Source organism: Paraburkholderia phenoliruptrix (genome assembly GCF_047325075.1).
Taxonomy (GTDB): domain Bacteria; phylum Pseudomonadota; class Gammaproteobacteria; order Burkholderiales; family Burkholderiaceae; genus Paraburkholderia; species Paraburkholderia phenoliruptrix.
Genome location: NZ_CP168530.1, coordinates 2232995 through 2249779 on the forward strand (window position 1 = coordinate 2232995; position 16785 = coordinate 2249779).

Genomic DNA, 16785 nt, shown 5'->3' on the forward strand with positions numbered 1-16785 from the left:
AACCTGCAAACGCATCACCGTTCGGTCTCCGTCAACGTCAATCGAGTCGTTCATGTCCTACACGCCATCCGAGTTCCGTCAGCAGATCCGCAGCGGCCGCTTGTCGGGCCCGACCGCGGGCTATTGCGGCGATTATGCGCAAGCCAATCTCGCCATTCTTCCGCAGCAATATGCTGATGATTTCCTGCGTTTCTGCACGCTCAACCCGAAGGCCTGCCCGCTGCTCGGCGTTGGTGAACCGGGCGACTGGCGCGTGCCCTCGCTCGGCGCGGATCTCGACATTCGCAACGATGTGCCGGCGTTTTACGTGTATCGCCATGGCGAACGAACGAAGGAAGTGCGCAGCCTCAACGAACTGTGGCGTGAAGATCTCGTGGTGTTCGCGATCGGCTGCTCATTTTCATTCGAGGAGATGCTGCGCCGCGAAGGCATCGGCCTGCGTCACATCGAACAGCAGCTCAATGTGCCGATGTACCGGACGCGCGAGCCCAACGTGCGCGCCGGCGTGTTCGGCGGAAACCGCGTCGTCTCGATGCGGCCGATGAAGGCTGCCGACGCGATCCGTGCAATTCAGATCACGAGCCGCTTTCCCGCCGTGCACGGCGCACCGGTGCATATCGGCGATCCTGCGCTCATCGGCATTCGCGATCTCTCGCGGCCTGATTTCGGCGATGCGGTGACAGTGCACAGCGATGAACTACCCGTGTTCTGGGCGTGCGGCGTCACACCGCAAACGGCGATAGAAAGCGCGCGTCTGCCGTTCGCGATTGCACACAAGCCGGGGCACATGCTCGTCACCGACATTCCGAACACCACGCTCGCCGTGATCTAACGCGGCGCCATTTCATACAGGTCGCGCGCCAGGACGCGCCTCATCACAAGACCGGAGCTCAAGCATGGAAACCGAAGCGCAATTGACCGCGGACGCCGAACGCTACGGCACACCCGACGCAGGGAAAGGCCCCTTCGCATGGTATCGGCAGATCTCCGCTGCCGAGAAGCGCGCGTTCTGGAGTTGCAAGATCGGGTACGTGCTCGACGCAATGGACACGCAATTCCTGAGCTTCGTGATTCCGACGCTGATCGCGACGTGGGGCATCACGCGTGGCGACGCGGGGCTGATCGGCACGGTTACGCTATTGAGTTCTGCGGTGGGCGGCTGGGCGGCGGGCGTGCTGTCGGATCGCGTCGGCCGGGTGAAGACCTTGCAGATCACGATTCTCTGGTTCGCAATATTCACGCTCGCCTGCGCACTCGCGCAGAACTTCTCGCAACTGCTGTGGGCGCGCGGCTTGATGGGACTCGGCTTCGGCGGCGAATGGACGGCAGGGGCCGTGCTTATCGGCGAAGTGATTCGCGCCCGCGACCGCGGCAAGGCGGTCGGGCTCGTGCAGGCCGGGTGGGCGATCGGCTGGGGCGTATCGACGCTGCTCTTCATGGCCGTGTTTTCGCTCGTCCCCGCCGACTATGCGTGGCGCGTGCTGTTTGCAATCGGCATCGCGCCTGCGCCGTTCGTGATCTGGATTCGACGTTTCGTTGACGAGCCCGAGGTGCATCGTCGGCAAAAAGAAGCGCAAGAGACGGCGCAGACGCGCCCTTCTCTATTCGATATTTTCCGCCGCGACATCGTCTGGACCACGTTGCGCGCGTCGATTCTCGCGACCGGCGTGCAAGGCGGCTACTACGCAGTGACCACCTGGCTGCCGACGTATCTGAAGACCGAACGCCACCTGAGCGTGATCGGCACCGGAAGCTACCTGGGCGTGGTGATCGTCGGATCGTATTGCGGCTATCTGACGGGCGCGTATGTGAGCGACCGTATTGGACGCAAGCGCGCATTCATCGCGTTCGCTCTGGCTTCATGCGCGATTGCCTCCGTCTACACGCAGCTTCCGTTGGACAACGTGTCGATGCTCGTGCTCGGTTTCCCGCTAGGCTTTTGCGCGTCCGGCATATTTTCCGGCATGGGAGCGTTTCTGACCGAACTGTTTCCCACGCGTATCCGCGGATCGGGCCAGGGCTTCTGCTACAACTTCGGGCGGGCCATCGGCGCAACGTTTCCGTTCCTCATCGGCTATGTGTCGCAAACCATGACGCTCGGCCACGCGATCGGCGCCTTCGCGGCGGCGGCATACGGGATCGTGATTCTCGCGGCGCTTACGCTGCCGGAGACGCGAGGCCGGGCGCTCGATCAGTAAAGCCCCCTCCGCCAGGGAAAGCGGCCCGCACAGTGCGTTCGGGCCGCCGTTGGGAAGTGCTGGTCACGCTTGTCCGGGGGCGCGGCCTATTACGTGCGAATCGGATGCTGTTGAAGGCTCGCCATGCGCGCGCTCGCGTCCCGAAGTCACCACAGCGCCTGTGCCGCCGGGACGCCTCACCGACTTCGCATGCCGTTCGATCAGCCGCTGCAGCAAACAGAAAGCGCACAGCAGCGCGCCGATCACAATGCGGGTCCACCACGAGCTCAGCGTGCCGTCGAACGTGATCAGCGTCTGGATCGTGCCGAGAATGCCGACGCCGAACAACGACCCGATCACATAACCGACGCCGCCCGTCAGGAGCGTCCCGCCGATCACCGTCGCGGCAATGGCGTCGAGCTCCATGCCCTGCCCTTGCAGACCATAACCGGACAGCACGTAGAAGGTGAAAACGGCACCGCCGAGCGCAGAGCAAAAGCCGCTCAGTGCATACACACCGATGCGCGTATGCGCGACCGGGAGACCCATCAGCAACGCCGAGCGGGCATTGCCGCCCACCGCGTAGACATTGCGGCCAAAGCGCGTGAAGTGCGCGATGTAAATGGCGAGCACCAGCGCAACGAACGCGATCAGCACATTCGCGGTGACGGAGCCGACGCCGATATCGAGCCGGAATGCCGAGATGGCGCGAAAGGTCGGATCGGTGATGGTGATGGATTGCGTCGTGATCAGGAAGCACAGGCCGCGCGCGAAAAACATGCCGGCGAGCGTCACGATGAATGCCTGCAGCCGGAAGAAGTGGATCAGCGCGCCTTGCACGGCGCCGAACACGGTGCCCATCAGCAGAACGATCGGCAGGATGATCCATACCGGCATATGCAGGCGCTCGGACAACACCGCTTCGACGATGGTTGTGAGTGCAACGATAGAGCCCACCGACAGATCGATGCCGCCCGACACGATCACGAACGTCATGCCGATTGCCACAATCAGCAGGAACGCATTGTCGACGAGCAGATCGAGCAGCACCTGCCATGAGAAAAAGCCGGTGTACATGACGGAGCCAAAGCCGAACAGCGCGCAGAACAGCAGGATCGTCACAGCAATGGGTAACGTGCGCGGGTCGACAATATGCGCGCACGCGGAAAAAAGCCGTCTCATCGCGCCACCCCGCGTTGCCTGATGATATGCATACCGAACGAAACTGCCAGCGCTCTTGCCGCAGGCGACTGGATGACACTGACCGCCAGCACCACCGCTGCTTTCACGACCAGCGTCGCTTCGGGCGGCACGCCGATGGAATACGTCGTATAGGTGAGCGTCTGGATGATGAGCGCGCCGAGCACCGTTCCTGCCAGACTGAAGCGGCCGCCGAGGAGCGATGTTCCGCCGAGCGTCACGGCGAGAATCGCGTCGAGCTCCAATAACAAGCCCGCGTTGTTGCCGTCCGCGCTACGCACGTTCGAGCTGATGAGAATGCCGGCCATCGCCGCGGTCAGTCCCGAGAAGCCGTACACCGCAAAAACCAGTGCTTTCGAGCGCAAGCCGACGAGGCGAGTCGCAACCGGATTGACGCCGATGGCTCGAATGAAGAGCCCCAGCGCCGTTCCTTCGACGAGCGCGGCCGTGGCCAGCACCGCAAGCGTCGCGATCCATACCGAGCACGGTACGCCGAGCCAGTATCCGCCGCCGACGAACAGATAGCCGGGCGCGCCGATCGGAATGATTTGCCCTGCCGTCAGCAGTTGCGCGATGCCGCGGCCCGCGACCATCAGAATCAGGGTGGCAATGATCGGCTGCATGCCGACAAACGAGACCAGCAGGCCGTTCCACATGCCGCTCAGCACACCGACGATCAACGCGGCCAGCAGCGCCTCTGCGATCAGGCTGCCGCTCGCCACCGACTGCGTGGCGAGGATCGTGGCCGCCGCCGCGCCGGCGATTGCAACCACTGCGCCGACAGAAATGTCGATGCCGCGCGTCGCGATGACGAGAGTCATGCCCGTGGCGACGAGCACGAGCGGCGCCGCACGGTTCAGCACGTCGATCGGCGCGCCGAACAGATGGCCGTCGAGCATGCGCAGCGACAGGAAATGCGGATTGACCCACAGATTCAGCGCGCACAGCAGGGCCAACGTCACGCATGGCCAGATTAGCGGACGCTCGACGCCGTCACGCGCGAGCCAGTTCGATAGCTTCATTCGCCGCTCCCCGCGATGAGTCGATAGATATTGTCTTCATTCGATGCCGTGCCTTTGACCTCAGCGATCTTGCGGCGGTCGCGCAGCACGGCCACGCGATGACTCACGCGCAGCACTTCGCTGATCTCCGAGGAAATGAACAGAATGCTGAGCCCGTTCGCGCACAACGCGAGCAGGCGATCCATGATGTCGAACTTCGCTGCGACGTCGATGCCGCGCGTGGGCTCGTCGAGAATCAGCAGTTTGGGATCTGTCGCCAGCCAGCGCGCGAGCAGCGCCTTTTGCTGATTGCCGCCTGAGAGCAGGCCAATAGGCTGCTCTGCATCGGAGGCCTTGATGCCGAGCCGCTCGATCCACACATCGGCCAGTTCGCGCGCGCGCTGCCGGCTGATCTTGCGCCACCAGCCACGCCTTGCCTGCAGCGCCAGCAGGATGTTCTCGCGAATCGACAGATCGGCGACGATGCCCTCTTTCTTGCGATCCTCGGCGCAGTAGGCAATGCCGTGGCGCACCGCGTCGTGCGGCGAGCGCAGCCGCACGGGCTTGCCGTCGACGAGCATCGTGCCGCTGTCCGCCCGGTCGGCGCCGAACAGCAGCCGTGCGGTTTCGGTGCGCCCCGAGCCAAGGAGGCCCGCGAGTCCAAGTATCTGACCGCGCTGCACGTCGAGATCGATTGGCTGCAGCGTGCCGCGCTTGCCGACACCGCGCAGTTCGATAAACGCGGGCGCCGTGTTTTCGCTTTGCGCTTCTTCGCCGGCATCGGATGCTTCATGAGCGGCTTCGCGCAGCCGCTCGCTCATGCGCTCGTGACCGACCATCTTCGAGACCAGCAGATCGGCAGGCAGGTCTCGCGCGAGGTATTCGCCTTCGCGCTCGCCATTGCGCATGACCGTGATCCGGTCAGAAATGGCATACGTCTGCTCGATAAAGTGGGTGACGAACAGAATCGCAATGCCCGATTGCTTAAGATGCCGAAGTATTTTGAAGAGTTGCGCGACTTCGCTGTCGTCGAGGCTCGACGTGGGCTCGTCGAGAATCAGCACGCGTGCATCGACGGAAAGCGCTCGTGCGATCGCCACCATCTGCTGGACTGCGATCGGATACGCGTCGAGCGAGCGCGTGACGTCGAGCGCGATATCGAGGCGCGCGAGCGCGGCTTGCGCGCGGCGTTTGATGTCGGGCCAGTCGATCGCGCCGAAGCGCCGCGGCTGCCGGCCCGCGAAGATGTTTTCGGCGACCGAGAGGTTCGGACAGAGGTTCACTTCCTGGTAAAGCGTGCGCACGCCCGCCGCCTCGGCTTCCTGCGGCGATGCGAACGCCACGATCTCGCTCGCGAGGCGGATCGTGCCGGAATCGGGCGCGAGCACGCCCGTAAGCACATTGATCAGGGTCGATTTGCCGGCGCCGTTCTGGCCCATCAGGGTATGAACTTCGCCGGGAAAGAGTCGGAAATCGACACCCTGCAGCGCCTTGACGCCGGGAAATGTCTTGCTGATGCCGGTCGTGGCGAGGATTGGCTCGCGTGCGTTGCCGTCGTCGGAAGTGGCGGCGGCAGCGGATGCAATCGAGTTCGCGGCCGGCGGATGGGATTCGGAAGCGGGATACGTCATAGACCTCGCTCGAGCGGCGGTGCGTTGATGTCGTGGTGCTTTCGTGCCGGGGGTGCCTACAGGCCCGGGTTCGGCAAGCTCCAGCATCCGTGTGAAAAGAGACCGTCCGCTGCCCAAGCAATCGGACGGTCAGGCACCGCTGGAGAAACTGCACCCGCTGCTTCGCCTGTTTGCGCCTCGTGCTGCGCCATTCGATCCAGCAGGCAGATTAACTTATAAGGATGACTAATTAACTGTGTTTAGTACTTACGCGTCGGCAATGTCTGTGCTGCGACGCTCATCGGGAACACGGTCTCTTCCGTGAGGATGCGCTTCGGCAACGGCTTGCCGGCCACGACGTCTTTGACTGCCGACATGAGTTGCGGTCCGAGCAGCGGACTGCACTCCACATCGACGTTCATCTTGCCCGCGGCCATCGCCTGGAAGCCGCCCTTGGTGGCGTCGAACGAAACGACAACGACGTCCTTGCCCGGATGCATGCCCGCCTCTTCCATGGCCTGGATCGCACCGAGCGCCATGTCGTCGTTATGCGCATAAACCACATTGATTTTGTTGCCGTAGCTCTTGATAAACGCTTCCATGACCTGCTTGCCGCCGGCCAACGTGAAGTCGCCGCTTTGCGACGCGATGATCTTGAACTTCGGATCGCTCTTGATCACTTCGATCAGGCCAGCGTGCCGGTCGTTGGCAGGCGCGGAACCGACCGTTCCCTGCAATTCGGCGATGTTGATAGGGCCTTGAGCGTCCTTGTAGTGGTCGGCGAGCCACTTGCCACCGCGGCGGCCCTCCTCCAGGAAGTCGGAGCCGATCATCGTCACGTAGAGCGAGGTATCTTTGACGTCGATATTGCGGTCGGTCAGGATCACCGGAATCTTCGCGGCCTTCGCCTCGCGCAGCACGGGTTCCCAGCCGGATTCGACGACTGGCGAGAAGGCGATCACATCGACCTTTTGCGCGATATAAGAACGGATCGCCTTGATCTGGTTTTCCTGCTTTTGCTGCGCGTCTGAGAACTTGAGCTTGATCTTGGCGTCGGCGGCAGCGGACTTTACCGACTCTGTGTTGGCGGTTCGCCAGGCGCTTTCCGCGCCGACCTGCGCGAAGCCCAGCGTGATCTGTTTGTCCTCTGCGTGTGCGCCGGGCGTTGCCAGCGTCAGCGCACCGAAACCCGCGCACATCGCGAGCGCGCGCAACGCACGACATGCGGCGCGTCGTGTCTTCGCCATGACTGTCTCCTGATCGTTGTTGTGTAGGCGATCCACCGGATACGCCGGCCTTGCGGCCATCGCGATGTATGGATCGTGATGTAGCGTAGTGTGCGGGGCGTTAACAGTCCAATCATATGATTCGCGTCGCCAATATCAATTTTGATATAGGACGCGGGATGGGCGCTGTTGTTGTGAACTTTCCACGTGCTGGGAGTGCTTTCGGCCGGTTTACGGTTGACCTCGGAGGCGCGGCCGAGTCGCAAACCCGGTTCACGCGGGTTTTTATGCGCTTACTACAACAAGCGCCTGCAGCCGGCGAAGCCAGAGACGGTTGGCGGTCATCGGCCCGATGCGCGGCCGCTCTGCTGCCGGGGCGTGACAAAGCGGAACGTAAGGTTGATGCGCTCCCCGCTCACGCGCGGTTCTTTCGGCACCCGGTGCCGCCACTCCGCCTGCGTTTTGCCTTTCATCACCAGCAGACTGCCGCCTTTGAGCGAAAAGGACTGGAGCGCGCCGGTCCTGTTGTGCCGCAAGTCAAAGACGCGCGCTGCGCCGAGGCTCACGGACGCAATCACCGGTTCGGGCCCAAGCTCCGGCTCGCGGTCGGCATGCCATCCCATGCTGTCCGCGCCGCTACGGTAGCGATTGAGCAGGACGCTGTTGAACCGCGTATCGCATGCGGCCTCGGCAGCGGCCTTGAGTTCGAGGACGGCTGGCGTCCACGGGCGCGGCAAATTGCGGATGCCGGAATAGACATACACTGCGTCGGGATCGCCCTGCCATGCCGTCAGCCGCGGCAGCGCGACGCGGCCGCCGGGCGTGCCCATGGTGTCCTGCCGCCATTCGACTTCCCCGATGACTCGGACAAGCAGCTGATCGGCCTTTTCCGGCGGCAGCCAGTCGGGATACCAGTCGACGTCGGGCGCCGGAACGTCATCGAAGAGATCGGTCATAAGTTTGCTTTGGGAGAAGCGCTGCGCGGGCCTGGCTGGTACGTTGACTATTATGGCGGGGTCGGGCGGCGGGTTGCTGAAGCGGCTTATGGTTTTCGTTGGCTTTCTTCGCGCTCCCCGAGGTGGGGGACTTATTTGCGCTTTGTCAGTGCTTGGGGAATGCGTCCGTTGGAGAGTTTCATGTCCCTGAAAATCAGCACCACCGCCCTGTCCCCTTTTTAAACTTGGCCGGACAATTATCATGCCCCTTTCAGACCGCGCACTCGACGAACTGTTTCGTCATGCGCGCACCCACAGTGCCTGGCAGCCGAAACCCGTCGATGCCGCGGTGCTCGAGCAACTTGTCGAGTTGACGCTGCTCGGCCCCACCTCGGCCAATTCAAGTCCGGGACGTTTTGTCTTTGTGAAAACCGCGGCCGCCAAGGAGCGGCTGCGGCCGGCGTTGTCAGCGGGCAATGTCGACAAAACGATGGCGGCACCCGTGACAGTGATTGTCGCGATGGATATGGCATTCTATGAGTACCTGCCGAAGCTCTTTCCGCACGCCGACGCCCGCAGCTGGTTCGCCGGTAACGACAAGGCGATTGCCGACACGGCGTTTCGCAACTCCACGCTGCAAGGCGGCTATCTGATCCTCGCAGCTCGGGCCCTCGGCCTCGACGCGGGCCCGATGTCGGGCTTCGACGCCGACAAGGTCGATCAGGCGTTTTTTGCCGGCACGACTATCCGGTCGAACTTTCTGGTCAATCTTGGCTATGGCGATGCGTCCAAGCTACATTCCCGCAGCCCGCGCCTCATCTTCGACGAAGCCGCCCGGATAGAGTAAAGCGGGGCTTCAACTGAAGATTGCGACGTAGAACACCACCACGCCGATGACTGCGCCGACAAAGCAGAAGCTTTCTTGCGTGTCGTCGCCGTTTGAGCGAAGCCATGCGCCGACGACGCCGAAAAGCCCTGCTATCCCCAGCGCCACGCAAAGCATGACGACGTCGAACAGCGCGCTTTTCCCAAGCTCTGAGAAATCGATATTGCGCACGGCCAGATACAGACCAAGCGCCATCAGCGATATGCCGACGAGAGGCAGCATCACGTGGCTACCCTCGTACCCCACGTGATGTGCGCGGTGCGCAGAGTCGCCGTGGTGAAAACGATGACCTGGTCCGAGCAGCTTCATGATCGCCTCCTGCCTCGCCCACTGCAGGCGAATACGACAACTGGAGCTGATCCGCCGCCGCGTCAGTAGGCGTTGCAGCGACGCTTTGTGCGGTCAGCTCACTTTCAGCATAGTCCACGTATATCCGTAATTCAAAGCCCATTTAATTGGGTTGCCCGGAGGCTTTGGATATTGCACGCTCCAGAGCACGTTAGTTGACACTGATTGCCATGCTTGCCTCATCGTCGCCGTGACGCAGCACGACGTGCGGGCCGCGCCGCTTGCGGACCGGGATTCCTGCAGCGTCGGCACGCCGCTGCGCATGCCGGTAGAATGGTCCGGCCGTTAACCGCATTGCTGCGGCGACTGGCCGCCGCCGGCATTACGCTCGCATTACGCTCGCATTTCGCTCGTATCATGCCGGCCTTCATCCGCCCTGACTTTTCCTATGCGCCGCTCATCGTTTCTCGTACGCCTGATTGTTATCGGCATCCTGCTGCACATCTACGTCGGCTTCCGCCTGATTCCCGACATGCCGGTTAGCGTCACCGTGCGCTGGCTGTCGGGATTGTGGCTCGTACTATCCGTCTTTCTCATCCCGCTCGGCATGCTCGCGCGCACCATCAAACGGCAGCCGTTAGGCGACCGGCTCGCGTGGATCGGCTTGCTGGCGATGGGCTTCTTCTCCTCGCTGCTGGTCCTGACCTTTGTGCGCGACCTCGCGCTTGCTTCGCTGATGACCCTCGACGCGATCTCGCCCGGCATGATCGCTCTCACGCATTGGCGGACCGGCACGGCCGCAGCCGTGCCACTGCTCGCAACACTGTCGACACTCATCGGCCTCTTCAACGCCCGCCGCCGCGCGCGAGTCGTGACAATCGAGGTGCCGATCGACGACTTGCCTGCCGCGCTCGACGGCTTTACGATCGTTCAGATCAGCGACATTCACGTGGGCCCTACCATCAAGCGTCGCTATGTCGACGCGATCGTCGACGCCGTGAATCGGCTGAAGCCCGACCTCATTGCCGTAACAGGCGATGTGGTAGACGGCAGCGTCCCACAGCTGACCCATCACACGCAACCGTTGTCGCGGCTCTGTGCGCGCCACGGCGCGTTTCTCGTTACAGGCAACCACGAGTACTACGCGGGAGCCGATGCGTGGATCGACGAATTCCGCCGCCTCGGACTCAATGTGCTGCTAAACGAGCACGTGGTCGTCCAGCACGACGGAGCGCGCGCCGTGATTGCCGGCGTGACGGACTATTCGGCCGGTCATCACGATCCGCTACATAGCAGCGACCCAATGGCCGCGATTGCGGGGGCACCCGGCGATGTGCTGATCAAGGTGCTGCTCGCGCACCAGCCACGATCCGCCGAAGCCGCCGCTGAAGCCGGCTTCACACTGCAACTCTCAGGTCATACACACGGCGGTCAGTTCTTCCCGTGGAATTTCTTCGTGCGGTTTCAGCAACCGTTTACTGCGGGCCTGGCGCGTCTCAATGGACTGTGGGTCTATACGAGCCGCGGCACCGGCTATTGGGGACCACCGAAACGGCTTGGGGCACCATCCGAAATCACACGATTGCGTCTTGTGCCCGGGGAGCCGGATTGAGCCGAAAACCCGGTGACGCAAACCATCGCGCTTGAGAACCTCTGCGTTTTTTGTGCTCTAGAATCACTTGCACGCGAGCCGCGACGTAAATGTGCGGGTCATTGCGCGGGCGCCACGGCAACATTGAATTTCGGCGCAAACGCCACCAGAACCTGCATCCCCGGCGTCACGTTGGCGAGCTTCGCCGGATCGCGGCCTTGAATGTGAAACACAGAGCCGTTCGCCCCTTTCAATGCCATGACACCGGAAGCGTGATCGATTGCCTGCACTTGCGCGCTTACGTTCTGCTCAGGGTTCGTCTGCGCGATCGGTGCAACGACGGCAGCACTCGAGCCTTGCCCATCCGCTGCGCGGGTAACGCTGATCACGGCATTGCGCATCATGCGGATATGGACCTTTCCGCCTTGCGTAATCCTCTCAAGATCTCGCGTATCCGCCATCTCGAATGATGCTTCGCTGCCTTGCGCGTCGCGCACGGTTACCGAATGCTTGGCACGGTCCACAGACTTCACGACTCCTTCGGCCTGCAACGTGCTGCTTCCTTCAAAGGGCGCGGGAAGCCCCGCGGCGAACGACCAGAACGGAGCGGCAGCGACCAACGCGCCGGCAACCATGCCCAGAACTTTTGCTTTCATACATTCCTTCCTGACGTGGACGGCCCTGAGCGGGCACCGTGATGCGAACCGGGATTGTGTGCGCCGTGGCACAAAGCCATTGCCATTGCGCACTCAGATCCGGAAAGTGCAACCAGTGTCTTTTTAGTGATGGCCGCCGTCAATATTTGGAGTACGTATTACTTCATCGATCGGTCTACGCTGCGCGTCGAATTTTCTCTAAACCTTACACGGGCGTGTCTACACCTGCCCTGCAGCAGATTCAGACAATGTTAATTCCGCATCCTGAATATGGACTGACGACGGACGTTCGACTAAGCTCTGTCACCGTGCATTGTTCACACTCAACCATGGAGCTTCGATTATGGAACACGGCATCATTGCGTGGCTTGTCATTGGCGCCATCGCGGGCTGGCTGGCCGGGGTGCTCGTCAAGGGCGGCGGTTTCGGCCTTATCGTCGACATCATTGTCGGTATTGTCGGCGCGTTCATTGGCGGCTGGCTCGCGCGCGTGCTGCATATTTCGTTAGGCAGCGGCTGGATCAGCTCGATCATCACCGCGGTCATTGGCGCGGTCATCCTGCTGTTTATTATCCGGCTGGTCCGACGCGGTGGCTAAGCACGCACTAGTGTGCTCAGGCATCAGCGGCAATGTCGTTGATGCCCGCTTTACGCGTCACTAACTTGCGCATCGATTTGCTATGCCGCCACGTGGCATGCGATCCTGCGCAACCGCGCGGGATCGGCGGAAAATCTGTTACCGCGATGTGAACGAACGTTGCCCTTTCTTTCCAACCTCTTCAGTTAGGAATGCTGATTGTAAGGCTTAAGCCCAAACATCGGCCCAGCCCTGCTTCCTCACACCTGGTCGACGCTCGTCGCAAATCGCGAGAGCATTGCATACATTTGGCGATCTTCCGGTATTGCGCACGGCCTTCGAGCCGACGTCGTGCTGACGCATGTTGTACGTCCGCGAGCGTGCTTGAAGGCAGCGGCAAGATACTGCCGGGAATCGCGTTATTGCCAGGGAGCGCGGGCCGCGTCTCTCTTGCACCGTCGCTCCCGTCGCTCAACATACGGTGTACCCAGCTACCTATGCGAGAAGGCGTGCGCTGCGATAAACGTCTGTGTGATGTGTCCTGGCGGGCATTTTTCGAGGCGAAGATATGGGAGACTCCTGGCTGGGTCTGCCAAGGGAGGTCGCGTGCGACAGGTATTGTTCGCGAAGACCGGCCGAACCGATACGCCAAATGAAGTGCTGCCTCGAAGCGCTGCCCGGATCTACTAGCCAATGGGCCGCAAGAACTGAGCGGTAGTGACTTAAGAACGTTCGCCATCCGGCTGCCGTCAGCACGACGGGGCCAATCGTTTCGGTGCCGCTGTACCCGCGGTCCGTAAACGCAGAAACCCCACCTTTTTGGGGTGGGGTTTCTGACGGTGGTGGGGAGCCTGACGATTACCTACTTTCACACGGGTAATCCGCACTATCATCGGCGTGGAGTCGTTTCACGGTCCTGTTCGGGATGGGAAGGGGTGGGACCGACTCGCTATGGTCATCAGGCTTTGACGGGTTGCCGTACTGCCGGTGGGGCAATACAGCCAATCTGGAAGAAGTAGTTTCTGGTGATGCTCACCAGGCGATGCGGGGTTGTGCTGTATCGGGCACAACATGGATCTCAACCGTGTGTGGTCTGCATAAGACCCTGCGCGTGGCGCAGGGTGGGGCATCCATAAGTGCTGAAGCACTCACGGCTGCCGACACACACCTGTTATAGGATCAAGCCTTACGGGCAATTAGTATCAGTTAGCTGAACGCATTACTGCGCTTACACACCTGACCTATCAACGTCCTGGTCTTGAACGACCCTTCAAGGGGCTCGAAGCCCCGGGGATATCTCATCTTAAGGCGAGTTTCCCGCTTAGATGCTTTCAGCGGTTATCTCTTCCGAACATAGCTACCCGGCGATGCCACTGGCGTGACAACCGGTACACCAGAGGTTCGTCCACTCCGGTCCTCTCGTACTAGGAGCAGCCCCCTTCAAATATCCAGCGCCCACGGCAGATAGGGACCAAACTGTCTCACGACGTTTTAAACCCAGCTCACGTACCTCTTTAAATGGCGAACAGCCATACCCTTGGGACCGGCTACAGCCCCAGGATGAGATGAGCCGACATCGAGGTGCCAAACACCGCCGTCGATATGAACTCTTGGGCGGTATCAGCCTGTTATCCCCAGAGTACCTTTTATCCGTTGAGCGATGGCCCTTCCATACAGAACCACCGGATCACTATGACCTGCTTTCGCACCTGCTCGACTTGTCGGTCTCGCAGTTAAGCACGCTTATGCCATTGCACTATCAGCACGATTTCCGACCGTACCTAGCGTACCTTCGTACTCCTCCGTTACACTTTGGGAGGAGACCGCCCCAGTCAAACTGCCTACCATGCACTGTCCCCGATCCGGATTACGGACCAAGGTTAGAACCTCAAACAGATCAGGGTGGTATTTCAAGGATGGCTCCACGCAGACTGGCGTCCACGCTTCACAGCCTCCCACCTATCCTACACAGACCGGTTCAAAGTCCAATGCAAAGCTACAGTAAAGGTTCATGGGGTCTTTCCGTCTAGCCGCGGGGAGATTGCATCATCACAAACACTTCAACTTCGCTGAGTCTCGGGAGGAGACAGTGTGGCCATCGTTACGCCATTCGTGCAGGTCGGAACTTACCCGACAAGGAATTTCGCTACCTTAGGACCGTTATAGTTACGGCCGCCGTTTTACCGGGACTTCAATCAGGAGCTTGCACCCCATCATTTAATCTTCCGGCACCGGGCAGGCGTCACACCCTATACGTCCACTTTCGTGTTTGCAGAGTGCTGTGTTTTTATTAAACAGTCGCAGCCACCAGTTTATTGCAACCCCTTCACCCTTCTCGCGCAGGCGAGTCAAGCTACAGGGGCGTACCTTATCCCGAAGTTACGGTACCAATTTGCCGAGTTCCTTCTCCCGAGTTCTCTCAAGCGCCTTAGAATACTCATCTCGCCCACCTGTGTCGGTTTGCGGTACGGTCTTGTTGAACTGAAGCTTAGAGGCTTTTCCTGGAACCACTTCCGATTGCTTCGTGACCTAGATCACTGGCCTCGCACCCTTGAATTCCGCGCCCGGATTTGCCAAAGCGCCTTCTCCAATGCAAGGACCGGGACTTCCAACACCCGGACAACCTTCCGCGATCCGTCCCCCCATCGCATTCAACAATGGTGCAGGAATATTAACCTGCTTCCCATCAGCTACGCATTTCTGCCTCGCCTTAGGGGCCGACTCACCCTACGCCGATGAACGTTGCGTAGGAAACCTTGGGCTTACGGCGAGGGGGCCTTTCACCCCCTTTATCGCTACTCATGTCAGCATTCGCACTTCCGATACCTCCAGCACACTTTCCAGTGCACCTTCGCAGGCTTACGGAACGCTCTCCTACCATGCACATAAATGTGCATCCGCAGCTTCGGTATATGGCTTAGCCCCGTTACATCTTCCGCGCAGGACGACTCGATCAGTGAGCTATTACGCTTTCTTTAAAGGATGGCTGCTTCTAAGCCAACCTCCTGACTGTTTTAGCCTTCCCACTTCGTTTCCCACTTAGCCATATTTGGGGACCTTAGCTGGCGGTCTGGGTTGTTTCCCTCTTGACACCGGACGTTAGCACCCGATGTCTGTCTCCCGTGATTGCACTCTTCGGTATTCGGAGTTTGCTATGGCGTAGTAATCCGCAATGGACCCCACAACCATGACAGTGCTCTACCCCCGAAGGTGATACACGAGGCACTACCTAAATAGTTTTCGGAGAGAACCAGCTATTTCCAGGTTTGTTTAGCCTTTCACCCCTATCCACAGCTCATCCCCTAACTTTTCAACGTTAGTGGGTTCGGACCTCCAGTACGTGTTACCGCACCTTCATCCTGGCCATGGATAGATCACCTGGTTTCGGGTCTACACCCAGCGACTGAACGCCCTGTTCGGACTCGCTTTCGCTACGCCTGCCCTAATCGGTTAAGCTTGCCACTGAATGTAAGTCGCTGACCCATTATACAAAAGGTACGCCGTCACCCCCTTGCGAAGGCTCCGACTGTTTGTATGCATGCGGTTTCAGGATCTGTTTCACTCCCCTCCCGGGGTTCTTTTCGCCTTTCCCTCACGGTACTGGTTCACTATCGGTCGATCACGAGTATTTAGCCTTGGAGGATGGTCCCCCCATCTTCAGACAGGATTTCACGTGTCCCGCCCTACTTGTCGTACACCTAGTTCTTCCTCGCTGTTTTCGCCTACAGGGCTATCACCTGCTATGGCCGCACTTTCCAGAGCGTTCGGCTAACAATGAGAATAAAGAGTACAGGCTGGTCCCATTTCGCTCGCCACTACTTTGGGAATCTCGGTTGATTTCTTTTCCTGCGGTTACTTAGATGTTTCAGTTCACCGCGTTCGCCTCACATGACCTATGGATTCAGTCATGGATACTCCATTCGGAGTGGGTTTCCCCATTCGGACATCTACGGATCAAAGCTCGTTTGCCAGCTCCCCGTAGCTTTTCGCAGGCTACCGCGTCCTTCATCGCCTGTGATCGCCAAGGCATCCACCACATGCACTTGTTCGCTTGACCCTATAACGGGTATGTCTCATCGTGCTGCCACGACAGGACCCACTCGCTACAGGTTGAGTATTCGTGTTGCGCCGTATTCCAAAGCGATCTTTCGATCACCTTTAAAATACATCGATACAATCACAACCCTGATTCACCTACTCGCGCACCCATCTCTAAGTGCCTTTCGTGAATCTCTTTACTACTTCTTCCTGATTGTTAAAGAACGTTCAGCCGATATCACGACTGGATCGTGCATCACGCTGACTGGCTCAATTGCCAATGCATAACGCTCAGCTCGCACTGAACACTAGGCATTGGGAATTGGTGGAGGATGACGGGATCGAACCGACGACCCCCTGCTTGCAAAGCAGGTGCTCTCCCAGCTGAGCTAATCCCCCGCGGGTCACACAGATACAGGGCACTTCAGTGAGTACTTCAGTGCGCACCTCGGTGCAGCACCCCGGTCAGCCACCACACAAGACAGCTGGTGGGTCTGGATGGATTCGAACCATCGACCCCCGCCTTATCAAGACGGTGCTCTAACCGACTGAGCTACAGACCCCTGCGTCTGTCTGCGTTTCTTTACTTACAGCCGATAA

The 16785-nt window shown here is 60.1% G+C and carries 12 protein-coding genes, 2 tRNA genes and 2 rRNA genes; 5 read left to right on the forward strand and 11 right to left on the reverse strand.

The features are described 5' to 3' along the window. Positions 1 to 52 precede the first annotated feature (52 nt). Complete coding sequence (locus ACEN8U_RS09865) at positions 53 to 832, forward strand: putative hydro-lyase (protein WP_310110907.1); 780 nt, start codon at positions 53 to 55, stop codon at positions 830 to 832. Between the two features lie 64 nt (positions 833 to 896). Beyond that, positions 897 to 2198: an MFS transporter gene (locus tag ACEN8U_RS09870; RefSeq protein ID WP_310110905.1), complete on the forward strand. Its 1302-nt coding sequence runs from the start codon at positions 897 to 899 to the stop codon at positions 2196 to 2198. Between the two features lie 63 nt (positions 2199 to 2261). On the opposite strand, the gene yjfF is transcribed toward ACEN8U_RS09870, so the two are convergent. The 5 genes from yjfF to ACEN8U_RS09895 all read right to left on the reverse strand — a co-directional run bounded on the left by yjfF (position 2262) and on the right by ACEN8U_RS09895 (position 8170). After that, a complete protein-coding gene (gene yjfF / locus ACEN8U_RS09875; protein ID WP_310110904.1) occupies positions 2262 to 3359 on the reverse strand; it encodes a galactofuranose ABC transporter, permease protein YjfF in 1098 nt (365 codons plus the stop codon). Beyond that, a complete protein-coding gene (locus ACEN8U_RS09880; RefSeq protein WP_014973232.1) occupies positions 3356 to 4399 on the reverse strand; it encodes an ABC transporter permease in 1044 nt (347 codons plus the stop codon). Before ACEN8U_RS09880 ends, yjfF begins: the two co-directional genes overlap by 4 nt. Further along, positions 4396 to 6009 (reverse strand): sugar ABC transporter ATP-binding protein, encoded by a 1614-nt coding sequence (locus tag ACEN8U_RS09885; RefSeq protein ID WP_310110901.1) that lies wholly within the window; start codon positions 6007 to 6009, stop codon positions 4396 to 4398. The genes ACEN8U_RS09880 and ACEN8U_RS09885 overlap by 4 nt, the downstream gene beginning before the upstream one ends. A 239-nt stretch (positions 6010 to 6248) precedes the next feature. Further along, positions 6249 to 7235, reverse strand: a complete 987-nt coding sequence (locus ACEN8U_RS09890; RefSeq protein WP_374725944.1) for an ABC transporter substrate-binding protein — start codon at positions 7233 to 7235, stop codon at positions 6249 to 6251. 320 nt (positions 7236 to 7555) lie between these two features. Continuing rightward, positions 7556 to 8170 carry an alpha-ketoglutarate-dependent dioxygenase AlkB gene (locus ACEN8U_RS09895; protein WP_310110899.1) on the reverse strand — a complete coding sequence of 205 codons (615 nt, stop codon included), beginning with the start codon at positions 8168 to 8170 and terminating at the stop codon, positions 7556 to 7558. Between the two features lie 241 nt (positions 8171 to 8411). Here ACEN8U_RS09895 and ACEN8U_RS09900 point away from each other — a divergent pair, with 241 nt between their 5' ends. Beyond that, positions 8412 to 8996, forward strand: a complete 585-nt coding sequence (locus tag ACEN8U_RS09900) for a malonic semialdehyde reductase (protein ID WP_310110897.1) — start codon at positions 8412 to 8414, stop codon at positions 8994 to 8996. A 9-nt stretch (positions 8997 to 9005) separates the two neighbouring features. On the opposite strand, the gene ACEN8U_RS09905 is transcribed toward ACEN8U_RS09900, so the two are convergent. Then, positions 9006 to 9344: a hypothetical protein gene (locus ACEN8U_RS09905; RefSeq protein WP_013592002.1), complete on the reverse strand. Its 339-nt coding sequence runs from the start codon at positions 9342 to 9344 to the stop codon at positions 9006 to 9008. Positions 9345 to 9771: 427 nt separating this feature from the next. On the opposite strand from ACEN8U_RS09905, the gene ACEN8U_RS09910 reads away from it, so the two are divergent. After that, entirely contained in the window at positions 9772 to 10935 is a 1164-nt protein-coding gene (locus ACEN8U_RS09910; protein WP_310110895.1) for a metallophosphoesterase, read from the forward strand. Between the two features lie 98 nt (positions 10936 to 11033). On the opposite strand, the gene ACEN8U_RS09915 is transcribed toward ACEN8U_RS09910, so the two are convergent. Continuing rightward, the gene (locus ACEN8U_RS09915; protein ID WP_310111159.1) at positions 11034 to 11570 is read right to left on the reverse strand and encodes a hypothetical protein; all 537 of its coding nucleotides are present in this window, start codon (positions 11568 to 11570) and stop codon (positions 11034 to 11036) included. Between the two features lie 343 nt (positions 11571 to 11913). On the opposite strand from ACEN8U_RS09915, the gene ACEN8U_RS09920 reads away from it, so the two are divergent. Continuing rightward, positions 11914 to 12168 (forward strand): GlsB/YeaQ/YmgE family stress response membrane protein, encoded by a 255-nt coding sequence (locus ACEN8U_RS09920; RefSeq protein WP_310110892.1) that lies wholly within the window; start codon positions 11914 to 11916, stop codon positions 12166 to 12168. 828 nt (positions 12169 to 12996) lie between these two features. Here ACEN8U_RS09920 and rrf read toward each other — a convergent pair. The 4 genes from rrf to ACEN8U_RS09940 form a co-directional block, all read right to left on the reverse strand. After that, positions 12997 to 13110: ribosomal RNA gene (rrf, locus tag ACEN8U_RS09925) — 5S ribosomal RNA — on the reverse strand. Between the two features lie 212 nt (positions 13111 to 13322). Further along, positions 13323 to 16204: ribosomal RNA gene (locus ACEN8U_RS09930) — 23S ribosomal RNA — on the reverse strand. A 304-nt stretch (positions 16205 to 16508) separates the two neighbouring features. After that, a tRNA-Ala gene (locus tag ACEN8U_RS09935) sits at positions 16509 to 16584 on the reverse strand. An 87-nt stretch (positions 16585 to 16671) separates the two neighbouring features. Next, positions 16672 to 16748: transfer RNA gene (locus ACEN8U_RS09940), tRNA-Ile, on the reverse strand. Positions 16749 to 16785: the final 37 nt, after the last annotated feature.

Excerpts from the sequence above, each read along its gene's own strand:
- ACEN8U_RS09905 (WP_013592002.1), bottom strand. The coding sequence starts at position 9,344 with ATGAAGCTGCTCGGACCAGGTCATCGTTTTCACCACGGCGACTCTGCG.
- ACEN8U_RS09895 (WP_310110899.1), bottom strand. The coding sequence starts at position 8,170 with ATGACCGATCTCTTCGATGACGTTCCGGCGCCCGACGTCGACTGGTAT.
- ACEN8U_RS09915 (WP_310111159.1), bottom strand. The coding sequence starts at position 11,570 with ATGAAAGCAAAAGTTCTGGGCATGGTTGCCGGCGCGTTGGTCGCTGCC.
- ACEN8U_RS09900 (WP_310110897.1), top strand. The coding sequence starts at position 8,412 with ATGCCCCTTTCAGACCGCGCACTCGACGAACTGTTTCGTCATGCGCGC.
- ACEN8U_RS09890 (WP_374725944.1), bottom strand. The coding sequence starts at position 7,235 with ATGGCGAAGACACGACGCGCCGCATGTCGTGCGTTGCGCGCGCTCGCG.
- ACEN8U_RS09865 (WP_310110907.1), top strand. The coding sequence starts at position 53 with ATGTCCTACACGCCATCCGAGTTCCGTCAGCAGATCCGCAGCGGCCGC.
- yjfF (WP_310110904.1), bottom strand. The coding sequence starts at position 3,359 with ATGAGACGGCTTTTTTCCGCGTGCGCGCATATTGTCGACCCGCGCACG.
- ACEN8U_RS09910 (WP_310110895.1), top strand. The coding sequence starts at position 9,772 with ATGCGCCGCTCATCGTTTCTCGTACGCCTGATTGTTATCGGCATCCTG.
- ACEN8U_RS09880 (WP_014973232.1), bottom strand. The coding sequence starts at position 4,399 with ATGAAGCTATCGAACTGGCTCGCGCGTGACGGCGTCGAGCGTCCGCTA.
- ACEN8U_RS09870 (WP_310110905.1), top strand. The coding sequence starts at position 897 with ATGGAAACCGAAGCGCAATTGACCGCGGACGCCGAACGCTACGGCACA.
- ACEN8U_RS09920 (WP_310110892.1), top strand. The coding sequence starts at position 11,914 with ATGGAACACGGCATCATTGCGTGGCTTGTCATTGGCGCCATCGCGGGC.
- ACEN8U_RS09885 (WP_310110901.1), bottom strand. The coding sequence starts at position 6,009 with ATGACGTATCCCGCTTCCGAATCCCATCCGCCGGCCGCGAACTCGATT.